At 64.5% G+C, this 24,752-nt stretch carries 17 protein-coding genes; all 17 read left to right on the plus strand.

The window, feature by feature from the left end:
- Window positions 1-7: 7 nt before the first annotated feature.
- The 17 genes from tssK to tssE all read left to right on the plus strand — a co-directional run bounded on the left by tssK (window position 8) and on the right by tssE (window position 24,597).
- The gene (gene tssK, locus QO207_RS26550; RefSeq protein ID WP_301535242.1) at window positions 8-1,360 is read left to right on the plus strand and encodes a type VI secretion system baseplate subunit TssK; all 1,353 of its coding nucleotides are present in this window, start codon (window positions 8-10) and stop codon (window positions 1,358-1,360) included.
- A 20-nt stretch (window positions 1,361-1,380) separates the two neighbouring features.
- A complete protein-coding gene (gene tssL, locus QO207_RS26555) occupies window positions 1,381-2,028 on the plus strand; it encodes a type VI secretion system protein TssL, short form (RefSeq protein WP_301535243.1) in 648 nt (215 codons plus the stop codon).
- Window positions 2,029-2,030: 2 nt separating this feature from the next.
- Window positions 2,031-3,782, plus strand: a complete 1,752-nt coding sequence (locus QO207_RS26560; RefSeq protein WP_301535244.1) for an OmpA family protein — start codon at window positions 2,031-2,033, stop codon at window positions 3,780-3,782.
- Window positions 3,783-3,795: 13 nt separating this feature from the next.
- A complete protein-coding gene (locus QO207_RS26565) occupies window positions 3,796-4,287 on the plus strand; it encodes an Hcp family type VI secretion system effector (protein WP_301535245.1) in 492 nt (163 codons plus the stop codon).
- Window positions 4,288-4,436: 149 nt separating this feature from the next.
- The gene (gene tssH, locus QO207_RS26570) at window positions 4,437-7,091 is read left to right on the plus strand and encodes a type VI secretion system ATPase TssH (RefSeq protein WP_301535246.1); all 2,655 of its coding nucleotides are present in this window, start codon (window positions 4,437-4,439) and stop codon (window positions 7,089-7,091) included.
- Window positions 7,081-9,786, plus strand: coding sequence for a type VI secretion system Vgr family protein (locus QO207_RS26575; protein WP_301535247.1), 2,706 nt, complete (start codon window positions 7,081-7,083; stop codon window positions 9,784-9,786). The genes tssH and QO207_RS26575 overlap by 11 nt, the downstream gene beginning before the upstream one ends.
- A complete protein-coding gene (locus tag QO207_RS26580; RefSeq protein ID WP_301535248.1) occupies window positions 9,783-11,621 on the plus strand; it encodes a phosphatidylserine/phosphatidylglycerophosphate/cardiolipin synthase family protein in 1,839 nt (612 codons plus the stop codon). Before QO207_RS26575 ends, QO207_RS26580 begins: the two co-directional genes overlap by 4 nt.
- Window positions 11,621-12,892, plus strand: a complete 1,272-nt coding sequence (locus tag QO207_RS26585; protein WP_301535249.1) for a sel1 repeat family protein — start codon at window positions 11,621-11,623, stop codon at window positions 12,890-12,892. Before QO207_RS26580 ends, QO207_RS26585 begins: the two co-directional genes overlap by 1 nt.
- Window positions 12,885-14,162, plus strand: a complete 1,278-nt coding sequence (locus tag QO207_RS26590; protein ID WP_301535250.1) for a sel1 repeat family protein — start codon at window positions 12,885-12,887, stop codon at window positions 14,160-14,162. The genes QO207_RS26585 and QO207_RS26590 overlap by 8 nt, the downstream gene beginning before the upstream one ends.
- A 135-nt stretch (window positions 14,163-14,297) precedes the next feature.
- Window positions 14,298-14,555 carry a PAAR domain-containing protein gene (locus QO207_RS26595; RefSeq protein WP_301535251.1) on the plus strand — a complete coding sequence of 86 codons (258 nt, stop codon included), beginning with the start codon at window positions 14,298-14,300 and terminating at the stop codon, window positions 14,553-14,555.
- Window positions 14,556-14,557: 2 nt separating this feature from the next.
- Window positions 14,558-15,778 carry a hypothetical protein gene (locus tag QO207_RS26600; RefSeq protein WP_301535252.1) on the plus strand — a complete coding sequence of 407 codons (1,221 nt, stop codon included), beginning with the start codon at window positions 14,558-14,560 and terminating at the stop codon, window positions 15,776-15,778.
- Between the two features lie 775 nt (window positions 15,779-16,553).
- Window positions 16,554-19,178, plus strand: coding sequence for an ImcF-related family protein (locus QO207_RS26605; protein WP_301535253.1), 2,625 nt, complete (start codon window positions 16,554-16,556; stop codon window positions 19,176-19,178).
- A 25-nt stretch (window positions 19,179-19,203) separates the two neighbouring features.
- Window positions 19,204-20,784 (plus strand): type VI secretion system protein TssA, encoded by a 1,581-nt coding sequence (gene tssA, locus QO207_RS26610; protein WP_301535254.1) that lies wholly within the window; start codon window positions 19,204-19,206, stop codon window positions 20,782-20,784.
- Between the two features lie 22 nt (window positions 20,785-20,806).
- Window positions 20,807-22,570: a type VI secretion system baseplate subunit TssF gene (gene tssF, locus QO207_RS26615; RefSeq protein WP_301535255.1), complete on the plus strand. Its 1,764-nt coding sequence runs from the start codon at window positions 20,807-20,809 to the stop codon at window positions 22,568-22,570.
- On the plus strand, window positions 22,534-23,631 hold the full coding sequence (gene tssG / locus QO207_RS26620) for a type VI secretion system baseplate subunit TssG (protein WP_301535256.1): 1,098 nt from the start codon (window positions 22,534-22,536) through the stop codon (window positions 23,629-23,631). Before tssF ends, tssG begins: the two co-directional genes overlap by 37 nt.
- Complete coding sequence (gene tssJ, locus QO207_RS26625) at window positions 23,612-24,163, plus strand: type VI secretion system lipoprotein TssJ (protein ID WP_301535257.1); 552 nt, start codon at window positions 23,612-23,614, stop codon at window positions 24,161-24,163. The genes tssG and tssJ overlap by 20 nt, the downstream gene beginning before the upstream one ends.
- Window positions 24,160-24,597 (plus strand): type VI secretion system baseplate subunit TssE, encoded by a 438-nt coding sequence (gene tssE, locus QO207_RS26630; RefSeq protein ID WP_301535258.1) that lies wholly within the window; start codon window positions 24,160-24,162, stop codon window positions 24,595-24,597. Before tssJ ends, tssE begins: the two co-directional genes overlap by 4 nt.
- Window positions 24,598-24,752: the final 155 nt, after the last annotated feature.

The following is a 24,752-nucleotide window of genomic DNA, read 5'->3' on the forward strand; positions in this document are numbered from 1 at the left end:
GACATTCATGAAGATCGACCGCCCCTTATGGGCTGCGGGGGCATTGCTGTCCCCGCAGCAATTCCAGCAACAGGCACGCTGGGAGGCCTGGACCAACGAATGCGTAGCACGCATCTCGGCGGTCCACCCCTGGGGGGTGCAGGCTGCACAGTTCGACCATGACGCACTGCGGCTGGGCAAGCTCAAGGCTGCCCGGCTGCGGGTGCGGCTTGCGGATGGCACGCTGATCGACAGCGATATGGCCGACCGCTTGCCGCCTGCGCTGGACCTCGACCGTCTGCCTGAACAGGAGATGGCCGCCACCTTGCTGCTGGCGCTGCCCCTGGAGCACGCCAATGGCGGCAACTGCCAGATGAGCGAGGGCAATTCCGCCCAGCCGATCCGCTATCGCCAGGACTGGCGGCAGGTGCAGGACCTCTACGGCGACGAGTCCGAATCCATGGCCGCGCTGGAACACATCCTGTCCCTGCGTTTGGGCAGCGACGAGAACGCCGAATACCTGACCTGCCCGGTGGCGCGTGTGCTGCGTGATGCGCAAGGTGTCTGGGCGCTGGACCCGCAGTTCGTTCCACCGCTGCTCAGTTTCGACGCCCATCCGCCATTGCTGGCGCAGCTCGACAACCTGATGACCCAGTTGGCTGCCAAGCGCACGCGCCTGATGGGTATGCGCCGCGAGAGCAACCAGCGCATGGCCGACTTCGCGGTGGCGGACGTCTCGCTGTTCTGGCTGCTCAATGCGCTGAACACCTATCAGCCGGTGCTGGCCGACCTGTTGGCGCATCCGGGGCAGCATCCACAGCAGGTCTACCGGGAGCTGTCCAAGCTGGCCGGCAGCCTGATGACCTTCTCCCTGGAACACGACATCGCCGCCATTCCCGGCTACCGACACGAGCGGCTGGAGGAGGTATTCCCGCCGCTGTTCCGGCTGATCTCCTCGTTGCTGGAGGCCAGTCTGCCGTCCCGCGTCATTGCCCTGGAGCTGGAGCATCCCACTGCCCAGCGCTGGCAGGCGAAGTTGCACGATGGCCGTCTACGCGAAGCCGGTGGGGTCGATTTCTACCTGTCGGTGCGCTCCAGCCAACCCGCCGCCCAGGTCCAGAGCCAGTTCCCGAAACTGTGCAAGGTCGGCGCGCCGGATGACGTCGACCACCTGGTCAACGTTGCTCTCGATGGCGTTCCGTTGCTGCCGCTCAGTCACGTGCCGGCGGCCATTCCGATGCGCCTGGGCAACCAGTACTTCGCCCTCGACCTGGCCCATCCCAAGGCCCGCGCGATGCAGGAGTCCGGCAGCTGTGCCCTGTATGTGCCCGGGACGCTCGGGGAAGTCGAACTAGACCTGTTCGCGGTGCTGCGCTCATGACGAAAGCGACCGGAAAAAGCATGGAAGTGGATATCGACGCGCTGCTGCAGGACAGCTACCTGCTGGTCGTGGAGCTGCGCCAGGGCGCCGCGCCGAAGAGTGGTGCCGAACTCTGGAATCATTGCGCGGCGCAGGTGGAAGAAACTCGCAACAGGCTGATCGAAGCAGGGGTGAGCCAGCGCACGATCAACCAGATCTGCTACGCGCAATGTGCGCTGCTGGATGAAACGGTGATGCGCAAGGCAGAGCCGTCGACCCGTGACTACTGGGCGGCCAAGCCCTTGCAGGCGCATTTCTTCAATCGCCACCAGGCTGGTGAGCAGCTGTATGAAGACATGCGCGAAGTCTTGTCCGAGCCAGCCCCGGATCGCCGTGTGCTGACCTGCTACCAGCGCGCGCTGATGCTGGGGTTCCTGGGTCGGTACGAGACGGAAAATGATCCTGAACGGGAGCGCCTGCTGGCAGCATTGAACGAGCATGTCGAGCCGTTCGGAGCGAACGCCGGGGCTCCACTGCTGGTGCGTGCAGCTGGCGGAAACCTGCGGCGCTGGTTGTCCACGCCATGGTTGCATGTGGCGGTGGCGGCGGTTCTGCTCGCGGGGCTGTGGCTGGTGTTGCACCGGGTACTCAGCGACACGGTTGCCACTCTGCTACCCGGGCAGGTGTAAGCATGTCGCTGCAGCTCAACTGGACGCGCGGCTTGTGGCTTTGGGCCGGACTACTGGGCCTTGCCCTGGCGTGCGCGATTTTGCCGCTGCCCTTGGCTGGGCGACTATGGCTGGTGCTGGCGATCCTGATCGTCGTCGGCCTGGGCTGGATAGTTGCCGGTCGGCGTGACAAGGCGCGGAGCTCGCTGCTCCTGGCCAAGGGCTGCAGCCTGCCGCCGGCAGAGTTTGCATTGCCGGTGGTCGCGGTCTGCGGTGATGAGCTGCCGATGCTGTTTGGCGACGCCGCCGAAGATCGCCTGGTCCTGCGCGTCACTGCACAAGGCTGCTACCTGCGGGTGACGAGTGTCGATCGACTGTCTGCGGTCATCGAGCAGGTGCTGGCGAACCGTCCGCACTGGAGCGGGCAGATCGCTGTCTTCCACGTGGTCACCCCTGCCACCCAGCAGGACTCGGCAATCCTTGCCGGTACCCTCCGGGCCTTCCGCCAGCAGGTGGCGAGGTTGCGTCGAGGCGGGCTGGAGTTGCCGGTGATGCTGGGCTCCTATCTGCAGTCGGCACAAGGCGAAAGCTCCTGGTTCGTCAGGGGCTGCGAGTCCGAAACTCTGGTGGTCGACGATGGCTCAGGCAGCGTGGATGCCGCGCACTGGCAGGCGCTTCCCGTCGACCAGGCCACCCGCACGGCACGCCTGGGCGCCCATATCGAGGCGCAGAGTCTGGCGCGCTGGGTGTCCAGCGCAGTGCTACCTCATCTCACTTCCCGTGAAACGCGCGAGACGCCTTGCTTCCCGATCGCTTGCGCACAGATGCTGGCTGCCGCTGGCCCGTCGCAGCGCACAGCCAGTCTCTGGTCCGACTGGCTGCATGAGCGCACAGCGCTGCAGTCGCCTGTGCGAGAGACCGGCCAGACTTCGTTGCCATTCCCTGATCCACTTTTGTCGCGTCTGCCGCGCAAACCCGGAGTGACACCGTTGCGCCGGGCAACCTTGCGGGCGCTTTGGCTGTTTGTACTCGCCGCTGCTGTCGGTCTGTGCAGCTCCGCGTGGCAGAACGTCCTGCTGGTGCGCCAGTTGAGCGACGACCTGCTGCGTTACCAGGCCATAGCAGAACCGAACACGCCGGATCAGCCGGAGCACCGGCAGCGGGAGCAGGCCATCGTCGTGCTGCGCAACGACGCTGCCCGGCTGGATCGCTACTACCGCGAAGGCGAACCCTTGCCGCTCGGCCTTGGCCTGTATGCCGCCGAGCGGATTCGTCCTCCGCTACTGGCGGCCATCGCTGCCTACCGTCCGCCCATTGCGGTCGTGCAGGCGACGATGAATATCCCGGATCCCGTCCGGCTGGACAGCCTCTCGCTGTTCGGCAGCGGCAGCGCGCAGCTCAAGCCAGGCTCGACCAAGGTTCTGGTCAATGCACTGGTGGGGATCAAGGCCCAGCCGGGCTGGCTGATCGTCATCGCCGGGCATACCGACTCCACCGGTGACGAAGCCCGCAACCTGGTGCTGTCGAGGGAACGCGCAGCCGCCGTTCGCGACTGGATGCAGCAGATGGGCGACCTGCCCGACAGCTGCTTCGCGGTACAGGGCCATGGCGCCGCACAACCCATCGCCAGCAATGACACACCGGCGGGCCGAGCGGCCAACCGCCGGGTCGATATCCGTCTGGTGCCGGAAACGGGAGCCTGCGTGGTCCCGGCCCAGGCACCGGAAGGACAACCCCAGTCGCCTCGTTACCAGGCGACGCTCTCATCCCAATAGAAGGAACTTCCCCATGGCAATTCCCGTTTACCTGTGGCTGAAAGATGACGGCGGTGCGGACATCAAGGGTTCGGTCAACGTCCAGAGCCGCGAAGGCAGTGTCGAGGTGGTGGCCCAGGATCACAGCCTGTACATCCCGACCGACAACAACACCGGCAAGCTGACCGGTACCCGCATCCACACGCCGTTCAAGTTCACCAAGGAAATCGACGCTTCCAGCCCGTACTTCTACAAGGCGGTGAGCTCCGGCCAGACCCTCAAGAGCGCCGAGTTCAAGTGGTACCGCATCGATGACGCCGGCCAGGAGGTCGAGTACTTCAACACCCTGCTGGAGAACGTCAAGGTCGTGAAAGTGGCGCCGAAGATGCACGACATCAAGGACCCCGCCAAGGAGAAGCACAACCACCTCGAGGAAGTGGAGCTGCGCTACGAGAAGATCACCTGGACCTACAAGGACGGCAACATCATCCATGCCGACGCCTGGAACGAACGTCAGACCGCCTGACGCCTTCTGGTCGGCAGTCGGGCCAGCCCGACTGCCGTGATCAGGCTGACCACCGGGAAACCGGTGGCCAGCCGCTTCTCCGAGTCATCACCGGTGCCTTGCCTCTGCCGCCATCCGGCAGGGCGGCCGGCTCCTGCAAGGAACGCATCATGGGACAGCAGTCCGCCTACCTGCTTCGCCGCCTCAACCCCTATTGCGCCCAGGCACTGAGCGCTGCCGCCTCGCTCTGCCAGACCCGCGCCCACCCGGCCATCGGCATCGAGCACTGGCTGCTCAAGCTGCTGGAGCAGGGCGAGGGCGACCTGACCCTGATCGCGCGGCGCTACGAATGGGACGTGGACGCCATCTGGCAAGGCCTGCTGGACCACCTCGACAACCTGCCGCGCCACGTGCAGGGCAAGCCGCAGCTGGCGGCCAACCTGCAGCAACTGATCAAGAACGCCTGGCTGCGCGCCTCGCTGAATGACGACAACCAGCACTTGCGTTCGATCCACCTGCTCGGCGCGCTGATCGAGACGCCGTCGCTGCTGGAGTGCGAAGCCGTCTGGCCGCTGCTCAGCTTGAGCGAAGTCCAGCTGGAGCGCCTGCTGCCCTGGCTGGACGAACAATCCGAGGAGCGTCCGCAGCAGCAGCGCGAAGCGGCCCTGGCCGAGTCCCCGCGCACCGAGCTGGCCGCGCCGAAGGACAAGCAGGACGCACTGCTCGCCGTCCTCGACAAGTTCACCCAGGACGTCACCGCCAAGGCGCGGGAAGGGTGCATCGACCCCGTCTACGGTCGCGACAACGAAATTCGCCAGGTGATCGACATCCTCGGCCGCCGGCGCAAGAACAACCCGATACTGGTTGGCGAGCCCGGAGTGGGCAAGACCGCGCTGGTCGAAGGCCTGGCTCTGCGCATTGCCGAAGGCAACGTGCCGGAAAGCCTGAAACCGGTTAGCGTGCGCACACTCGACCTCGGCCTGCTGCAAGCCGGCGCCGGCGTGAAGGGCGAGTTCGAGCAGCGCCTGAAGAACGTCATCGATGCTGTCCAGCAGTCGCCCACACCGATCCTGGTGTTCATCGATGAAGCTCACACATTGATTGGCGCCGGCAACCAGGCCGGCGGCGCCGATGCCGCCAACCTGCTCAAGCCCGCCCTGGCCCGAGGCGAGCTGCGCACCATCGCAGCGACCACTTGGTCCGAGTACAAGCAATACTTCGAGCGTGATGCGGCCCTGGAACGGCGTTTCCAGATGGTCAAGGTGGACGAGCCCGACGATGCCGGCGCCTGTCTGATGTTGCGCGGCCTGAAGTCGCGTTATGCCAGCTACCACGGCGTGCATATCCAGGACGAGGCGGTACAGGCTGCCGTCACCCTGTCGCGGCGCTTCCTCACCGGGCGGCAATTGCCCGACAAGGCCGTCGACCTGCTCGACACTGCCAGCGCGCGGGTGCGCATGGGGCTCGACTGCGAGCCTCAGGTACTGGTGCAGATCAAGGCTGAGCGCGCCGCCCTGGAGCTGGAGCGCCAGGCATTGGAGCAGGACGCGAAACTCGCCGGCGCAGACGCCGGCGAACGCATCGAGGCGATTGTCAGCAGCGAAGCAGAGTTGCTCAAGCGCCAGGAGCACCTGGAGCGGCAATACCAGCGCGAATCCGAGCTGACCCGGCAACTGCTGCAGGCGCGCCAGGCCGAGTCGCTCGATCACGCCTATATCGAATCGCTCAAGGCACAACTGGCCGACGCGCAGCAGGACCAACCACTGCTCACCCTGGACGTGGAGGCCCGCAGCGTCGCCGAAGTCATCGCCGACTGGACGGGCGTCCCCCTGGGTAGCCTGCTCAAAGACGAACAGGCCGGTTTGCTCGACCTCGAAGCCCGCCTGGGCGAGCGGGTGATAGGCCAGGACACTGCGCTGTCCGCCCTGGCCCAGCGCCTGCGTGCCGCCAAGACCGGCCTCACCAGCGAGAACGCTCCGCTGGGTGTGTTCCTGCTGGTGGGCACCAGCGGCGTCGGCAAGACCGAGACGGCACTGGCCCTGGCCGACTGCCTGTTCGCCGGCGAGAAATCGCTGATCACCCTCAACCTTTCCGAGTATCAGGAAGCCCACACCGTCAGCCAGCTCAAGGGCTCGCCGCCGGGCTACGTCGGCTATGGCCAGGGCGGCGTGCTCACCGAAGCGGTGCGTCAGCGCCCCTACAGCGTGGTGCTGCTCGACGAGGTGGAGAAAGCCCACCGCGACGTGCTCAACCTGTTCTACCAGGTGTTCGACCGCGGCTTCATGCGCGACGGCGAAGGGCGCGAGATCGATTTCCGCAACACCGTCATCCTGATGACCTCCAACCTCGGCAGCGACTGCTTGCAGCAGCTGGTTGACGAGCGTCCGGATGCCGCCGACAGCGACCTGCAGGAGCTCCTGCGTCCGGTACTGCGTGATCATTTCCAGCCCGCACTGTTGGCGCGCTTCCAGACCCTGATCTACCGCCCTCTGGACGCCGCTGCGCTCAAGCGCATCGTGGCAATCAAACTCGGGCAGGTCGCACGGCGTCTGCAACGTCACTACGGCCTGGAATGCCGTACCGAGGCCGCGCTGGAAGATGCCTTGGTCGCCGCCTGCCTGCTCCCCGACAGCGGCGCACGCAATATCGACAGCCTGCTCAACCAGCAGATCCTTCCCGTCCTCAGCCAGCAGTTGCTGCAGCGCCAGGCTCTGCAGCAAACCAGCCGCTGCGTGAGCCTTGGCTACGACGAGGAGGAGGGCATCGTCTTCGCCTTCGACGATTTCGCCAACCCAGAGAAAGAGGCAGTGACCGATGCTCAATGAACTGCGCACCTTCTTCGACCACAGCCGTCACTCACTTGGTGTACAGGGCGTTGATGCACCGCTTGATGTACTGGCGTTTACCGGCGAGGAGGCTCTGAGCCAGACCTTCGCCTACCGTATCGAATTCACCAGCACCCAGCGTGACCTCGATGCCAACGATTTCCTGCGCAAGGACGCCAGCTTCAGCCTGCGCGCGCCGCTCGAACAGCTCGGTATCCCCGGTTACACGCCGCCGGTTGCTGCACCGTTGCGCACCTTGCACGGCGTCATCACCCGCTTCAAACGGCTCTCCGGCTCCCGTGACGAAGCCCGCTACGAAGTGCTGCTGGAACCGCGCATCAAGCTGCTCGACCGCGCCCGCCAGTACCGCATCTACCAGAACCAGAGCGTCCCGGAAATCATCGAGCAGGTGCTGCGCCGCAACGAGTTCGAAGGGCAGGATTTCCTCTTCGAACTGACCCGCGAGTACCCCCAGCGCGAACAGACCATGCAGTACGGCGAGGATGACCTGGCGTTCATCCAGCGCCTCACTGCCGAGATTGGCATCTGGTACCGCTTCAGCATGGACGCGCGGTTGCGTATCGATGTCGTCGAATTCCATGACGACCAGCGCCATTACCTGCCCGCATCGCTGCTGCCCCTGCGGCAACTTTCGTCACTCGAAGCCAACGGCCAGGATGCCCTGTGGGACCTGCAAGCCAGCCACGAAGTGGTGCAGCAGCAGGTCAGCAACCGCGCCTATTACTACCGCGATGCCGCTGCGCAACTGGATGCCGGCGTCGACCTGCTCAAGTCGACCAGCACCACCCAGGGCGAGGCCTACCACTACGGCGAACCGCACATGAACCTGGGCGATGCCTACGCCCAGGACGAAGACCTCGAAAGCGAGAGCGGCTACTTCTACGCACGTCTTGCCCACGAACGCTACCTCAACCAGCGCACCCGCTTGACCGGCAGCACCAGCAGCCCGGCCGTTGTACCCGGCCACGTGCTGAAGATCGATGGCGCCCCTCAGGCCTTCGCCCCAGGCGCCGTGATCGTCCGCCTGCGTAGCAGTGCTGCCCGTGATCGCAGCTTCGAAGTGCAGTTCGAGGCGATTCCCTACGCCGAAAACATCTGCTTCCGCCCCGACGTGCCAGCCAGGCCGGTGATCGCCGGCACCATCCCGGCCCGCGTCACCAGCCCCGAGCCGAACGACCTGTACGGCCATATCGATATGGAAGGCCGCTACAAATGCCACTTCCTCTTCGACCGCGACACCTGGCCTGCCGGCCGTGAGTCGCTCTGGCTCCGCCTGGCGCGCCCGTATGCCGGTGATACCTACGGCCTGCACCTGCCGCTGATCCAGGGCACTGAAGTGCGCATCGCCTTCGAAAACGGCGACCCGGACCGCCCCTACATCGCCCACGCGATTCACGACTCGCAACACCCCGACCACGTCACCCTGAAGAACTACAAGCGCAACGTCCTGCGCACACCGGCCAACAACAAGCTGCGCATGGACGACTCGCGCGGCAAGGAGCACATCAAGCTCAGCACCGAGTACAGCGGCAAGAGCCAGCTCAACCTGGGGCATCTCGTGAATGCGCAGCGCGAGCAGCGTGGTGAAGGTTTCGAGCTGAGAACAGACGACTGGGGCGCCATCCGCGCCGGCAAAGGCGTATTTATCAGCGCCGATGTGCAGCCTGGCGCGCGGGGCAAAGTTCTGGCCATGCAGGAAGCGGTAGCTCGTTTGGATCAGGCCGGCGATGAGATGCAAAAGCTCTCGGCCGATGCCGAATCAGCCAAGGCCGCCCCAGCCCAGGTGCAGGCCCAGATCGACCTGCTCAAGCATGACCTGGAGAAGCTGAAAAGCTCCGTTCTGCTGCTCAGTGCGCCCAAAGGTATTGCAGTAACCAGCGGTGCTCACCTGCAACTGGCCGCCCAGCGCAATCTCATGCTCAACGCCGGTAACGAGGCGGACATCAGTGTGGTCAAGCGCCTGTTCATTGGCGTCGGCGAGGGCGTGAGCCTGTTCGTCCGCAAGGTCGGCATGAAGCTCATCGCCAACCAGGGCCCGATTCAGGTTCAGGCGCAACACGACCGTATGGAACTCATCGCCCGCCAGGCGCTGGATATCACCAGTACCGAAGACGAAATCCACATAACCGCCAAGAAGAAGATCGTCCTTAATGCGGGTGGTACCTATATCACCTTCGACCAGCACGGTATCGAATCCGGCACCCAGGGCGACTACCTGATCAAGTCCGCGCACTTCAACCACCAGGGGCCGGCGAGCATGCCGGCGACTCACCCGGAGTTTCCGAAGCTGGAGTCGACACAGCGTGTCCGCCTGCGCGTACCTCAGGCACCGAATGCCCCTCAGGTGGCGTGGGCGGGTATGCCCTACAAGCTCTATGCCGACGGCGCGTTATTGGAGCAAGGCGTTCTCGACGAAAGCGGCTATCTGGCCATCGACCATCAGGTTGTCACGCGGCAGTACCGCTTGGTGATGGCCAACGGCGTTGCCTACCAACTACCGATTCCCGACGACTACAGCAAGCCCGAGCAGGGCGCCATGGCCAACCGTGGCCTGCATCGCGTGGCTTTCCAGAGCGACCCACAAATCAACCAACCATCTGCTCACAACGAACTGCGCACGCTGTACGCATCTCTGCTGGATAGGCAAAAGGGCGACGAAGGAGATACCCCATGAGCCAGTGCGACATCGTTGTCCCCATCGCCCTGCAGCACACCAATGAAGGTGTTTGTACGTCCCCCTGGTGGGTTCAGGACGCCGAGTACGCGCCGGCGTTGGCCAGCTACGAACCGCTGATCAATGGCGAGGTCGCCTTCAAGGCCGTGTACAAGGCCATCGATGCCGCGCAGAAATCCATCGACATCATCTGCTGGGGCTTCCAGCCCTCGATGTACTTCATTCGCGACGGCGCACATCTTTCAATCGGTGCATTGCTCGTGGAGAAGGCCAGGAAGGGCATTCAGGTCCGTTTGCTGGCCTGGGAGATGCCATTAAACGCCACTGGCATGTCAGGCGAGGCGAACTTGCCGGGCAAGTCGCCGAACCTTATGCACCGCGCCGGGCAAACGGCCACCGACCAACAACACAACTATGACGAGTGGTGGTTCGACACCTTCAGTGTCGACGATGATAAAGCCGCCCAACGAGTCCATGAAAAGGTGCCGGTGCTCGTCACTCGTGGCTTCAGTGAAAATGAGCGGAGTCGTATCGGCGCCGATGTGCGGGATAACGGGCCAGATCGAGACACCAAGTGGAAGACGCGAGCGGCTATGGTGTTGGCTCCCAGCCATCACCAGAAGAGTGTTCTGGTGGACTATGAGCTACCGGATCAGGCCGTCGGCTTTGTCATGGGCCACAACATGCTGGACGAATACTGGGACACCGACGCCCACTCGGCGCTCATGCGGCCTGATCCCAGGAACCCGAACCCACGGCCCGGTACCTATGAGCCCAACCGTGGTCCGCGTGGCGCCTTGCCGCGTCAGGATATTTCCAGCCGAGTCACCGGGCCGATTCTGGAGTATCTGCATCAGAACTTCGCCCAGGCCTGGCAGAAGGAAACCGGCGAAGACCTGCTCACCCTGCGCAAGGCCAAGGAGGTCGGTAGCCAACTCCAGTGCGGCAAAGACGGCACGCCACTGCTGGCTCAACTGCTGCGCACTCAACCCCAGGTTGGCAAGCACGATATCGAGAAGGCCTACCTGCAGGCGGCGAACAACGCCACCCGGTTCATCTACATCGAAAACCAGTACTTCCGCTGGCCACCGCTGGCCGAACTGGTCAAGAAAGTAGCTGATGACCAGACCGGCGAAGGTCGCGACCCCGGCAAGCATGGTCCGCTCCACCTGTTCGTCACCACCAATGTCACCGACGGCGGGATTGGCATGGGAGTGGTGAACACCCAGCGCATGCTCGAAAGTCTGGGGCGCGCAGACACCATGCCAGAGGTGACCAGAAAACGAGTGGAAAAAGCGATGCCGCCACGGCCCCGCGTCCAGGGGCGTGATGATCTGACCGGGCCGCGTGAGCTGGAGCAATGGAAGCACGAACGCGACCGCCGAACCGAAGAACTGCTCCACCAGGAAGTGCCGCCAGGGTTGAAGATGGTCGTGTGCTCCCTGGTCGCCCCGGATTCACCGCCGGGCAAGGACTGGGTGCCGGTGTACATACACTCCAAGCTGATGATCGTCAACGACGTCTACACCACCCACGGCTCGGCCAATATCAACACCCGCAGCATGCGGGTGGACAGCGAATTGAACCTGGCCCACGAATGGCATGCCGTGACGCGCAAGATGAGGCAGGACCTGTGGCGGATTCATACAACTTGCAAGGTTGAGCCAGGGGAAGACGTGTTTGACGGGGTCCAGGATGATCCGGAGGAGGCGTTTGATGCTTGGCAGGCAATCATCGAGATAAACAAAAAGCGCCAAGAGGATATGACGGGAACTCCCTATGCATCCATCGTGGAGTTCCATTACGCCAGATCCAGCACGATGGACCTCGACTGATGCGCCGGATATTGCTGCTCTCCAGCCTGTTAGTGGCTGCCTGTGGCACGGACGGCATTGCCCATTCGAAGAAGGACACTTCCGTGGACTCACTCTCCCAGATCAAGGCCAACCTGGCCTTTACCTGCAAGCACGAGCAATACCCCCAACCCTCGCCGGACAGCGACGTGTTGTTCCATTACGCCCGCTGGTTGCAAAAGAACAATCAGCTCAAGCAGGACAAGGTTGTAAAAGCGCAGATCGAACGGCTCTACCGCATTGCTGCCGAAAACGACCATGCCAAGGCCACTATTAATCTGCAGAACGGCACCCTGCGCGGGGAGTACCTGCTAAGTGGCGATGAGCAGTTACGTCTTAGCCGGAGGTTGATCGATACCGGAGTGGCTAGCGGTTACTACTTTATCGGGCTATTTCTCGAGCACGGCTTGGCAGGAGTACAGCAAAGCGAGGAAAAGGCACTGCGCTATTTCCGCAAGGCGGCCGATGAGGGTAACGCCAACGCCCAAGCTTATGTCGCTGACAAACTGGCGCCTACAGATATGGCTCCTGACGTTGCTCGCCAATTGCGTCGTTGTGCTGCCGAACAAGGACAAGGTGAAGCGGCTGTCATGCTCTCCATGTATTTACAGGATGACCACCAATACAGAGAGGCAATTGAAGTCTTACAAATGGGAGTGGCAGCGGGCTATGAGAGTGCAGCATCCCGTCTATCTAGAGCTTTTGTTGGAAAACACAAGATGTTTTATCTAGGAGAGCCTGCCGACCTCGAACGAGCCGACCGCTACAAAACAATCTGGCGGACACTGGCAAGGTATTCCTACGCTTCCCCCAAAGTCCCCGAGATCAACGAGATCGTTCCGTTGCCCCCAGCCAAGCTGCCGCCGTGGGATGGCAAGCTCAAATGGCTGGAAGAACGCGAAGCCAATATCCCGCCGCCCAAACCCAGCGAAGCGTTGATCGAGCAACTGGCTAAGGCCAAGGGCCTAGACCCCGCCACGGGTAAACCGCTGCCCGGTTCGCAAGCCTTTATCCACACCGACGAATACCTGATCTGCCACAGCGGCCAGCCGTGCCCACGTGCTGGCTACTGGCGGGTGCTCTGGTCCGCCGAGCGCACCATCGTCAAGACCGATACCGTGCGCCTGTTCAACGAAGGCGACGTCTTCCCCACCTGGGACGTCAAGCGCTTCATCGTCCGCCCCTGGCCGCTGAAGGACAAAACCACCGAAACCCAAGAACCGGTGGAATGGAGTTTCTACGGCGATGCTTAAGGGCTGCTGCGTCTGGGCGCTTTGTTTGGTGCTGGTCGGTTGTGGCGGACTTTCCGCTGCCCGTCCAGCGCCGCTGGACTCGCTTTCCCAGATCAAGGCCAACCTGGCCTTCACCTGCAAGCACGAGCGCTACCCCGAGCCCACAGCTGACGCCGATCAGCTGTTTCACTTCGCCCGCTGGCTGCAAAAGAACAATCAACTCAAGCAGGACAAGGCGGTAGATGCGCAGATCGAACGGCTCTACCGTATTGCTGCCGAAAATGGTCACGCAAAAGCCAGTATCAATTTGCAGAATGGTGTCTTGCGCGGACACTACTCTCTTAGTGGCGAAGAGCAACTACGGTATAGCCAACGTTTGATCGATGCTGGTGTGGCCAGTGGTTACTACTTTATTGGCATCTTCCTCAATCAGGGTTCGGCAGGGCTGCAGCAGGACAAAGAGAAGGCCTTGCGTTATTACCGCAAGGCGGCGGATGAAGGTAGTGCCAATGCCCAGGCCTATGTGGCAGACCTGCTAGTTCCGATTGATCGAGCTCCGAACATCGCGCGGCAAATGCGCCGCTGTGCGGCGGAGCAAGGGCAGGGTGAAGCTGCTGGAATGCTAGGCGTAGATCTGTCGGAGGATGGACATTACCAGGAAGCGCTGGAAGCATACCAACTGGGGGTTGCAGCGGGTGATGAAGGTTCGGCTTCCTTCTTGAATAAGGGGTTTCGTGGCCCGAGCCCTACGAATAAGTTCTATTACCTCGGCCAAGAAAAGGATCTCGAACGCGCCGACCGCTATGAGAGAATCTGGAGCATCCTCGCGGATTACTCTTATGCTTCCCCAAAAGTTCCCGAGATCAACGAGATCGTCCCGCTGCCACCGGCCAAGCTGCCGCCGTGGGACGGCAAGCTCAAATGGCTGGAAGAGCGCGAAGCCAATATCGCGCCGCCCAAACCCAGCGAAGCGCTGATCGAAGAATTGGCCAAGGCCAAAGGCCTAGACCCCGCCACGGGTAAGCCGCTGCCCGCTTCGCAAACCTTTATCCGCACCGACGAATACCAGATCTGCCACAGCGGCCAGCCGTGCCCGCGTGCCGGCTACTGGCGGGTGCTCTGGTCCGCCGAGCGCACCATCGTCAAGACCGATACCGTGCGGCTGTTCAATGAAGGCGACGTCTTCCCCACCTGGGACATCAAGCGCTTCATAGTGCGCCCCTGGCCGCTCAAGAACAAAACCACCGTCACGCAACAGCGGATGGAGTGGAGTTTCTATGGCGATGCTTAAGCGCGGATTGCTCTGGATTTCTGTTTGGCGCTGGCCGGTTGCACTGGACTTGCTCTCAACCAGTGAGAACAGACCGGCCCACGAATTTGGCGGTGAAAGTTCAGTACTCGGGATGTCAACGTGGAGGAATCCAATATGAAAGGTGTCATTCGCCTCGGCGACAAAACCACCAGCGGCGGCAGTGTGCTGGAGGGTTCACCGACCATGAAGTTTCACGGTATTGGCGCAGCGCGGGTGGGGGACAAGGTGAGTTGTCCGGCCCACGGGCCAACGGTGGTGAGCGAAGGCAATCCGGTGTTCAAGGATCACGGTGTACCGGTGGCCTTCCATGGCCATCGCTGCGCTTGTGGTTGCGCCCTGTTGACCTCGTTGCCCGAAGCGACAGCAGGCTGAACATGGTGGTTCGCCTGGACAGGGTGCCTCCGCTGGCGCAACGCCCCGAGCCGCCACGTTGGTGGCGCTGGCTACTCGTGCTGGTGCCGTGCGTGGGTGCGGGTCTGGGGACCACGCTGTGGCTGGGCGGTGACTCGTTGAACCATCAGCCGGTGCGGTTCTGGCTGCTCGCCCTGGGTTTGCCGACGCTGGTGTTTGCTGGGCTGGCCGGCCTGCGCGCTCTGGTTTATCTGGGCGAGGAGGCGGTTGCCGATGGCTGGGATCGCTCCCGCGAGGCGCATCTGACTCAGTTGATGCGCCAGGGCCGGCGTTCGCAGCAGGTGCTGGCTGCGAGCCTGCGCACCGCTTTGCATGGCACGGACAATGCTGACGAAGCGCAAGGCAGTGCCGTGCTGGTGGGGGCTGGCGCCCTGCGCCAGCAGGCGTCGTGGCAGGAGCAGTCTGCCCACCATAGCCGGATTGCCCGAGCGGACGACGAGCCAGCGGTGCGGGCACTGGGCCGGCAGTTATCGGCAGTGCTCGAAGACGTCGCGACGGCTCTGCAGAAGTTGCCAGGCGACCGGCCGCTGGCCCTGCTGGTCGAAACGCACTCTGCTCTGGGAGATGACGTATGGGCCGCCGCGTGGGAGCAAGCCTGGCAAGCCTCCGGCATTCGACAGGAGGCGGTTCGGCTGGGCGGTACTGGACTGGCAGTGGTGGACCAGTGGCTGGACCAGCGTATCCGCGATCAGGCGCTGCTGCTGGTAGTGGCTTGCCAATTCCAGCCCGAATCGGTGGAGGGTTCCGCTGAGGCGGTGGTGGCGGTGCTGTTTGGCAACCGCCTGACTCAGTCGACAGTTCGCCCCCTGGCCTATCTGCATCGACCGGAGCCTGTCGACGAGGCAGCCGCGGAGCCGTTGAATCGAGCGCTTTGCCAGGCGCTGGACTGGGTGCCGCTGGCGGCTCCCGAGGTGGCGGGTGTGTGGAAAGCCGGCAGCGATGCCGCCGGTGATCAATTGATAGTTCAGGCCCTGGGTGAGGCCGGCTTGGCTGCAAAGCCAGCAGCGGGGCTGCATGACCTTGATGGCGCACTGGGATTTGCTGGCTGCGCTACGCCCTGGCTGGCTGTTGCAGCGGCAGTGGGCGCGGTAGAGGCCGGTGAGGGGCCTCAGGTCATCTGTAGTGGCGACGGCACGGAAGGCGTGTGGTCGTGGTGTTCGGTGGTCATGCCGTCTGAAGTATAGGGATATGCGATGCGCAATCGTTCGATAGGTGGATGGGTAGTGGTGGGGCTTCTGCTGCTGATGGGGCTCGCGCTGTGCCTGATTGCCTGGCTGCGCCCAGAGTGGCTTGGCCTCAGGCCCGGCAGTTCGGCACAGACTTACTGGGTTTGGGCGTGTTCAGCACTGTCGCTTTTGGTGGTCGCGCTGGTGGCTGGGTATCGCCTGTTGGGGAGAAGGGTGGGCGCTTCGGCCTTCCAGTTGCAGAAAGGCGACGACCAGCCTTCCCAACAAGCTGTTGCCCAGGCCGGTAGCGTCGGAGAGTCAGTTCGATTTGCTGGACTCAAACCTTACCTGCGGGAGCAGTATGGTCGCCATTGGCGCAGCAAGGTTCGTCTGCTCCTGGTGGTGGGTGAAGGCAGCCACGTCCAGGCGGTGGCGCCCGGCCTGCTGGAGCAGGAGTGGATGGAAGGACAGGGGACTGTGCTGCTTCGCGGTGGTGATTTGCGGGGCGCCTGGTCCCAGGATTTTCTCGCGGGTCTGCATGGAATAGGACGCTGGCGCCCGTTTGACGGCATCGTCTGGGCGCTGGGCGCTGGGCGAGGCGGACGTGGCGGATGCTGCACGGTTAGGGAATGGGATGCAGCAACTACGCAGGCTCGCCCAGGAGTTGTCCTGGAGTGCGCCGCTGTATCTTTGGCAGATTTGTCCCGCTCTATGGTCGCAAATGGGGCGTCCCGAGCAATCGGTGGGCTGCCTGCTGCCTCCCAGCGCATCCGTGGCGCGCGTCGAGTCGTCCTTGCGCCAGCTGACTCTGCCATTGCGAGAGCAGGGCATAGTGCAGATGGAAGCCCAGGCATCGCATGACTTTCTGCTGCGGCTTTCCCGTGATCTGCAGGCGCAGGGTATCGCCCGCTGGACCAGCGCGCTTGCGCCAATATTGAGCCACGCGCAGTGGCGACCACTGTTACGCGGGCTGCTGTTCAGCCCCGCACAGACTCAGCGTGAGGTGGGTGGCGAGCGCGCCTGGTGGCCCGGTGCGGCATGGGGGGACGTACTGGGGGATCGCGGTGCGCACGGGAAGACACAGGGTTGGACCTGGCTACGTGGCCTCTACATTGCCGCGCTGGCCCTGGCCGGCCTCTGCCTCCTCACGCTGCTGGTGTCCTTCATCAGCAACCGCGCGCAGATCGCCACGGTGGAGAGCGCGCTGGCCACCATCGGCCAGCCAGGCGATCCGGATGCCCAGCTTTCAGCGCTCAATGAACTCACCCGCGAAATCGCGCGGCTGGATTACCGGCGCGAGCATGGAGTGCCCTGGTACCAGCGCTTCGGCCTGAGCCAGAACGATGAGCTGCTGGAATCGTTGTGGCCGCGTTATGCCCAGGCGAACAATCGGTTGATGCGTGATGTGGCAGTGCAGCGGCTGGAGGAGCAACTGACCGAGTTGGCGGAGCTGCCGGCGGACAGCCCCGAGCGGGCGGAGCGGGCCGAGGGCGCGCATTCGCAGCTCAAGGCCTACCTGATGATGGCGCGGCCGGAGAAGGTCGATGCGGCGTTCCTGGGCAAGGTGCTGGGCGAGGTGACGGCTGAGCGGGATGGCGTGGCGCCGGGGCTGTGGCAGGGAGTGGCGCCGGGGTTGTGGGCCTTCTACGCGCAGCATCTGGCGGCGCATCCGGAGTGGCGAATCGAGGCGAAGCCGGCGCTGGTCGGGCAGGCGCGGCAGGTGTTGCTGGGGCAGCTGGGCCGGCGCAATGGTGTGGCCAACCTGTATCAGCAGGTGATCGAGCAGGCGAGCAACAACTACGCGGCGATGGCGCTGATGGACATGGTCGGCGAGTCCGATGCGGCGAGCCTGTTCGACACGCCCAACAGCGTGCCGGGGGTATTCACCCGGCAGGCCTGGGAAGGGCAGGTGCGCAAGACCATCGAGGAGATGGCCGAGACCCGCCGTGAAGAGATCGACTGGGTGCTCAGCGATCAGCAGAGCACTCTCGACAGCGAACTGCAGCCCGAAGTACTGAAGGCGCAGCTGACCGAACGCTATTTCCAGGACTTCAGCGATGCCTGGCTGGCGTTTCTCAACAGCATCCGCTGGCGCAAGGCGCACAGCCTGTCCGATTCCATCAGCCAGCTGACCCTGCTCAGTGACGTACGTCAGTCGCCACTGATTGCGCTGATGAACACCCTGGCCTACCAGGGCCGCACCGAGGTCAAGGGCGAGGCGCTGGCCGATTCGCTGATGCGTTCGGCCCAGCAGTTGCTGGAGAAGGACAAGCAACCGCTGATCGACCAGAAGAGCAACGACCCCCACGGCCCGTTGGAAAGTACCTTCGGCCCGCTGCTCGCCTTGCTCGGCAAGGAAAAGGGCGGTGCAGCTTACGCAGACGATGGCCTGAGCCTGCAGGCGTTCCTCACGCGGGTCACTCGTGTGCGCCTGAAGCTGCAGCATGTGACCAATGCCAGCGACCCCCAGGCGATGACCCAGGCTCTGGCGCAGACGGTGTTCCAGGGCACCAGCGTGGACCTCACCGACACCCTCGACTACGGCGGCCTGATCGCTGCGAGCCTGGGCGGAGAGTGGAGCGGCTTTGGCCAGAACCTCTTCGTGCAGCCGCTCAACCAGGCCTGGGAGGGGGTGTTGCAGCCATCGGCGGCGGGCCTGAACAGCCAGTGGCAGCGCTCCGTGGTGGCGAACTGGGAACGCGCCTTCAACGGTCGCTATCCGTTCGAGGTCAGCGGCAGCGACGCCTCGCTGCCGATGCTGGGGCAGATGATCCGCTCCGGTAGCGGGCGCATCGACCAGTTCATCAAGGCGCAATTGGGCGGCGTGCTGCGCAAGGAGGGCAACCGCTGGGTGCCGGACAGTGCCCACAGTCAGGGCCTGCATTTCAACCCGCAGTTCCTGCGGGCGGTGAACCAGCTCAGCGACCTGGCGGACATGCTCTACACCGACGGCGGCCTGGGCATGACTTTCCAGTTGCAGGCCAAGCCGGTGCGCAACGTGGTGGAGACCACCTTCATCCTCGACGGGGTGAAGCTGGAGTACTTCAACCAGATGGAGAGTTGGCAGCAGTTCACCTGGCCGGGCGGCACCGATCATCCGGGTGCCTCGCTGAGCTGGACCAGCCTCAAGGGCGGGGCGCGCCTGTTCGGCGATTACTCCGGTGTCTGGGGGCTGATCCGCCTGCTGGAACAGGCGCGGGTGACCTCGCTGGACGGCAGCGATACCCGCTTCGAGCTGGTGCTGACGGCGCCAGACGAGTTGCCACTGACCTGGCAGTTGCAGACCGAGCTTGGCCGCGGCCCGCTGGCGGTGTTGCAGCTGCGCGGCTTCGCGTTGCCGGAGAACATTTTCAACGTCGGCGCGGCTGCCGCCGAGCCATATGCCCTGGCCGATCCGTTAGAGCCGGGCGGCCAGTGAAAGCAAGGGAATTCAGGACGCATCGATGAGTTTGCAGGGATTGATATCGAACTGCCTGGAAGGGCAGGACGCCGTCGCGCTGGCCAAGGCGCAGGCGACACAGTGGGATGCCTGGCTGAAGCCCATCGAGGGCGCGACACCGGTGGGCGAGGACCCCGGTTACGACGACGATTTCCAGCGCATGCGCGAGGAGGTCAACAAGCTTTCCTCCGCGGACGTGGAACTGGTGGCGCGTCTGGCGGAGCAGCTGTTGAAGCAGCGCTGCAAGGATGTGCGGATCGTCAGCTACTACCTCTGGGCGCGCACCCAGGGCGACGGTGAGGCGGGTTTCGCCGATGGTCTGGAACTGCTGGCGGCGCTGCTCGACCGCTTTGGCAGCCAGGTGCTGCCGGCGCGCCCGAACAGCCGGCGCATGGCGCTGGAATGGCTGGCCAGTGCCAAGGTGCTGGACAGTCTGTCGCTGTTCCCCGAGGTGGTGAAGTCCGAGACCCAGCGCACCGTCGCGGCRCTGGCCTGGCTGGAGGAAATCTTCGCCACCTGGGCGGAGGCCGAGCGGCCGGGGCTGGGTGGCCTGTACGGAGCGCTGGGCAGCCGCCTGGCGCAATCCGGCGGGGTGCATGCGCTGGTGCCGCAGAACAGCGCCGCGCACAACGAACCGGCGCCGGCATCCGCGGTTCCGGCGCCGGGGAAGGTGCAATCCGGCCGTGACCTGCTCGACAGCGGCAAGGTGCTCGCCAGCTATCTGCGCGACCAGCCCCAGGGCTGGCTGGCGGCGCATCGGCTGCTGACCAGCCTGCGCTGGGACACCGTGCACCAGCTGCCGCCCCAGGATGCCAGCGACAACACCCGCCTGGCGCCACCGCGCACGGAGTACCGGGCGCAGCTCAAGCGCCTCAACCTGCAGCAGGGCTGGACCGAGTTGCTGGACCATGCCGAGCGCATGTTCGCCGAAGGGGTGAACCACTTCTGGCTCGACCTGCAATGGCACCTGTGCCAGGCGCTGGGGCGGCTGGGCACGCCCTACGATGGCTGGGCCAAGCTGGTCAAAGGCGACCTGCGCATGCTGCTCGAACGCCTGCCGGGACTGGAGCAACTGCACTGGAGCGACGGCACGCCGTTCGCCGACGAGGCCACGCGCAACTGGATCGCCCAGCACATCAGTACCGGGCAGACCGCGCAATGGATGAGCTCGGCAGCGCCCACCGGCTCCGCCGGTGACGACGTGCTCGCGCTGGAAAGCGAAGCCCTGGCCCAGGCCGACAGTGACGGTGTGGAAGCGGCGCTGGCCTGGCTGGCGTCGCGCCCGGACCTGCGCAGTGGCCGCCAGCGCTGGCTGTTGCGCCTGCTGATGGCGCGGGTGGCCGAGCAGCACGGCAAGGCCGAGCTGGCGGCGCACCTGCTGACCGAGCTGGATGGCCAGGCGCAGGCGCTGAGCGACTGGGAGCCCGAGCTGTGCTTCGAGGTCAAGGCGCGCCTGCTCAAGCTGCTGCGGCAGAAGGCCCAGCGCAGCGATGCCGACAAACCCGCCCTGGCGCGGCGCATGGAAGGCCTGCTGGCCGCCCTGGTCGTCATCGACCCTGTTCGTGCCGCCGTGCTGTGCGGCTGAACCCACTTCCCTGGACTGCAACATGGACAATCTGACACTGCGCTATTTCGACGCCGAAATGCGCTACCTGCGCGAGGCGGGCAAGGAGTTCGCCGAGGCGTTCCCCGACCGCGCCGCGCAACTCAACCTCGACAAGGCGGGAGCGCGCGACCCTTACGTGGAGCGCCTGTTCGAGGGCTTCGCCTTCCTCATGGGGCGCTTGCGCGAGAAGCTCGATGACGATCTGCCGGAGCTGACCGAGGGGCTGGTGAGCCTGCTCTGGCCGCACTACCTGCGGACCATTCCGTCGCTGTCGGTGGTGGAGCTGACGCCGGATCACCTGCAGCTGAAGCGCGACGAGATGATCGACGCCGGTTTCGAAGTGCTGTCGCGGCCCATCGGCCCGCAACGCACCCGTTGCCGCTACACCACCACCGAGCTGGTGAAGCTGCACCCGCTGGCCCTGGAGTCGCTGCGGGTAGCCAGCGAGCCGGATGGCCGCTCGGTGCTGCGCCTGCGCTTTTCCTGCGGCACTTTGGCTGACTGGAAGCAGATCGACCTGAGCAATCTGCCGCTCTACCTCAATGCCGACGCCGCGCTGGCCAGCGCGCTGCACCAGGCGCTGACGCTGCAGACCCAGGCGCTGTACCTGCGTCTGCCCGGCGAGGCGGATCGCCAGCCGCTGCAGGGGCATTTCTCGCCCAAGGGCTTTGCCGCCGAGGATCGCCTCTGGCCCAAGGCCGACAGCGCCTTCAGTGGTTACCAGCTGCTGCTGGAATACTTCACCTTCCGTGAGAAATTCATGTTCGTCAGCCTGCACGGGCTGGAGCGCATGCCGATCCGCGAAGGGCTGCCCTGGTTCGAGCTGGATGTGGTGCTGAGCGAGCAGTGGCCCCACGAGTTCCTGCTCAGCGCCGAGCATGTGCGCCTGCATGCGGTGCCGGTGATCAACCTGTTCCCGCTGGAAGCCGACCCCATGCGCCTGGCGCCGTTGCAGACCGACTACCTGCTGCGGCCGATGCGTCTGCAGGACGGCCACACGGAAATCTACTCGGTGGACAGCGTCACCTCGTCCAAGAGCACCGAGCGCCAGGACTACGTACCCTTCACCAGCTTCCGCCACAAGGGTGGGATGCTTCGCGACGAGGCGCCCGAGCGCTACTTCCACACGCGCCTCAAGCGCGGCGTCAACGGCATGCACGACACCTGGCTGATCCTCGGCGGCGAGGGTTTCGACCGCGACCGCCTGCGCGAGGGAGAAAGCCTCTCGCTGCGCCTCACCGGCACCAACGGCCTGCTGCCGCGCAAGGCGTTGCAGAGCACGCTGTTGGACACCGTGGTGCAGGCCGCGCAGGTCGAACTACGGGTGCGCAACCTCTGCGCGCCGACCTTGCCCTGCTATCCGCCCAACCGCGACCGCTTCCACTGGCGCGTGCTCAGCCACCTGGGCTCGAACTTCCTGCCGATGCTGGATAACGCCGAAGTATTGCGCGGCACCCTGGCGCTCTACGACTGGGCCCACAGTGAGCTGAACCGCCGGCGCCTGGAGGCCATCGCCGAGGTACGCCACCACCTGGTGCAGCGCTTCGAGAAGGGCTTCCTGCTGCGCGGCGTCGACATCGAGGTGACGCTGGATGCCAACGGCTTCTCCGGCGAAGGCGACATCCACCTGTTCGGCGAAATGCTCAACCGCTTCTTTGGGCTGTACGCCGATATTCATCTGTTCAACCAGCTCACGCTGGTCCTGCAACCTTCGGGCAAATGTCTGCGATGGAAAGAGAACCACAGTCAGCGTATTCCCGGCTGAAGGCCAGCGGGCTGCTGGAGGAGCTGGGCGAGCGCCTGCCACAGGCCAGCCTGTATCGCTTCTGCCAACTGCTGGAGGCGGCGCTACCGGGCAACCCACCGCTGGGCAGTACGTCGAACCCGGCGGACGACGCCGTGCGCTTCCGCCCGCATCCGGGAATGGGCTTCCCGGCCAGCGAGCTGAAGTCCTTCGAAACCGACGAGGAGCATCCCCAGCGCCCGGTCACGGTGCGCACGCGCCTGCTCGGGCTCTACGGCGTTGACTCGCCGATGCCCACCGCGTACCTGGACGACATCGCCCAGCGTCGCGAGGGGCATGAGGCGCTGGAGGCCTTCCTCGATATCTTCAACCACCGGGTGTTCACGCAGTTCTACCGGATCTGGCGCAAGTATTCCTATCCCGCGTCGTTCGCGGCGGGGGGCGCGGACGATACGTCGCAGTGCCTGCTCGGGCTGATCGGGCTGGGGATTCCCGGCACCGCCGAACACATCGCCACGCCGGTGTCGCGCTTCCTCGCACTGCTGGGGGTGATGCGCCTGCCGACGCGCAACGCCGAAGGCGTGATGGCGCTGGTGAAGTTGCTCGCGCCCGGCACCCAGGGGCGGGTGACGCCGCACTGGCCGCGCAAGGTGCCGCTGGCCAGCCCGGCCAGCCTGTCGCGCCGCCAGCCGGTGCGCCTGGGGCAGGGTACGCCGCTGGGCGCCAGCGGAGCGGATGCCAACAGCCAGCTGCTGCTGGTGCTGTCCACCGAGGACCTCGATGAGGCGCGCGGCTGGCTGCCGGGCGGGCAGCTGCACACCGACCTGCTGGTGCTGCTGCGGGTGTACTTGGGCTGGCGTTGCACGGCGCGTTTGCAGCTGTCGCTGCCGTTGGGCTGCCTGCCGCCGCCCAGCCTGGGCAACCCCGCGGTGCTGCTGGGCATGACCGCCGTGCCCGGCCTGGACGAGCGCATGCGGCGAACGGCGGGGCATAGCTGCGTCACGGTGAATCTGGGGCGTTATCAGGGACTGAGTGAAAATTCGATGAGCAGGGAGACACAAGATGTCGCTTACCGTTTCTAGATCGCTGCTGGCGGTGGTACTGCTGGCTGCGCTGCTGGGTGGTTGCGGCCTGACCCAGCGGACCATGGACGCCAGCAAGTCGGTCGGCCATGCGATCTTCTACAAGCAGGTCAAGGTGCTGCACCTGGACGTCAGCGGGCGCGCGGCGCTGAACACCAATGCGCGGGACATGAGCGGGCTTTCGGTCTCGACGCTGGTGCGGGTCTACCAGCTGCGCGACCGCAAGGCGCTGGACAAGGCCAGCTACCAGGACCTGCTGGGCGAAGGCGATCAGTTGCTCGCCGCCGACCTGCTGGACCAGCATCGGCTGGTGGTGAAGCCCGAGGAGGGCGCGCAACTGAACGAGCCGCTGTCCGCCGATGCGCAGTTCGTCGCGGTGGTAGCGCTGTTCCGCTCGCCCGATGCGCAGGGCGACAGCTGGCGCCTGGTGCTGGCCCGCGACGAGCTGGACCCGGACAACCCACTGGTGATCGAACTGGGCGACAACACCCTGACCCTGCTGCCGTTGCCGAAGAAGGACTCCTGGTGGTGAGCGAGCAGAACCCGTCGCTTTACGAGCTGTTGCTGCAGAACTTCAGTGGCGAACTCGACCTGCACCAGGTGCGGGAGGAGGACCAGTCGATGCTGTCCGTGCTGGACAACCTGCAGCGCATCCTCAACTGCCGCGCCGGCACCCTCAGCCATCTGCCCGACTACGGCCTGCCGGACATGAGCCAGATTCTCCATGGCATGCCGGGCAGTGCCCACGGGCTGATGGCGACCCTGCGCAGCATGCTGCTCAAGTACGAGCCGCGGTTGGCGGCGGTACAGGTCGTGCTGCTGCCGCAGACGTTGCCCGGGCACCTGGAATACAGCCTGGAGGTCGAGCTGCGCGATGGCAGTCGCGCCACCTTCGGCACCACGCTGGAACCCCAGGGCAAGGTGCTCATGCGCCACCTGAAACAACGCGACTATCTGCAGCGCTGATGACAATGGAATGGGATCAAGGGATGACGGTGGTCGAGGAAAAACTGCTGCTGGGCGGTGATCCGCGTGGGCACGAACAAGCCGCTGCGCTGGGCGCGGAGCTGGCGAAACTGAGCCACCCGGCGCGGCCGGACGTGGACTGGCCGAAGGTGGAG

Source organism: Pseudomonas sp. CAN1, from assembly GCF_030462585.1.
In the GTDB taxonomy this organism is placed as follows: domain Bacteria; phylum Pseudomonadota; class Gammaproteobacteria; order Pseudomonadales; family Pseudomonadaceae; genus Pseudomonas.

What these genes read in the sequence shown, in the direction of transcription:
- QO207_RS26600 (WP_301535252.1), top strand. Translation starts at nt 14,558, where the DNA reads ATGGTGGTTCGCCTGGACAGGGTGCCTCCGCTGGCGCAACGCCCCGAG.
- QO207_RS26565 (WP_301535245.1), top strand. Translation starts at nt 3,796, where the DNA reads ATGGCAATTCCCGTTTACCTGTGGCTGAAAGATGACGGCGGTGCGGAC.
- QO207_RS26560 (WP_301535244.1), top strand. Translation starts at nt 2,031, where the DNA reads ATGTCGCTGCAGCTCAACTGGACGCGCGGCTTGTGGCTTTGGGCCGGA.
- tssJ (WP_301535257.1), top strand. Translation starts at nt 23,612, where the DNA reads ATGTCGCTTACCGTTTCTAGATCGCTGCTGGCGGTGGTACTGCTGGCT.
- tssH (WP_301535246.1), top strand. Translation starts at nt 4,437, where the DNA reads ATGGGACAGCAGTCCGCCTACCTGCTTCGCCGCCTCAACCCCTATTGC.
- tssL (WP_301535243.1), top strand. Translation starts at nt 1,381, where the DNA reads ATGGAAGTGGATATCGACGCGCTGCTGCAGGACAGCTACCTGCTGGTC.
- QO207_RS26590 (WP_301535250.1), top strand. Translation starts at nt 12,885, where the DNA reads ATGCTTAAGGGCTGCTGCGTCTGGGCGCTTTGTTTGGTGCTGGTCGGT.
- tssF (WP_301535255.1), top strand. Translation starts at nt 20,807, where the DNA reads ATGGACAATCTGACACTGCGCTATTTCGACGCCGAAATGCGCTACCTG.
- QO207_RS26575 (WP_301535247.1), top strand. Translation starts at nt 7,081, where the DNA reads ATGCTCAATGAACTGCGCACCTTCTTCGACCACAGCCGTCACTCACTT.
- QO207_RS26580 (WP_301535248.1), top strand. Translation starts at nt 9,783, where the DNA reads ATGAGCCAGTGCGACATCGTTGTCCCCATCGCCCTGCAGCACACCAAT.
- QO207_RS26595 (WP_301535251.1), top strand. Translation starts at nt 14,298, where the DNA reads ATGAAAGGTGTCATTCGCCTCGGCGACAAAACCACCAGCGGCGGCAGT.
- tssG (WP_301535256.1), top strand. Translation starts at nt 22,534, where the DNA reads ATGGAAAGAGAACCACAGTCAGCGTATTCCCGGCTGAAGGCCAGCGGG.
- tssK (WP_301535242.1), top strand. Translation starts at nt 8, where the DNA reads ATGAAGATCGACCGCCCCTTATGGGCTGCGGGGGCATTGCTGTCCCCG.
- QO207_RS26585 (WP_301535249.1), top strand. Translation starts at nt 11,621, where the DNA reads ATGCGCCGGATATTGCTGCTCTCCAGCCTGTTAGTGGCTGCCTGTGGC.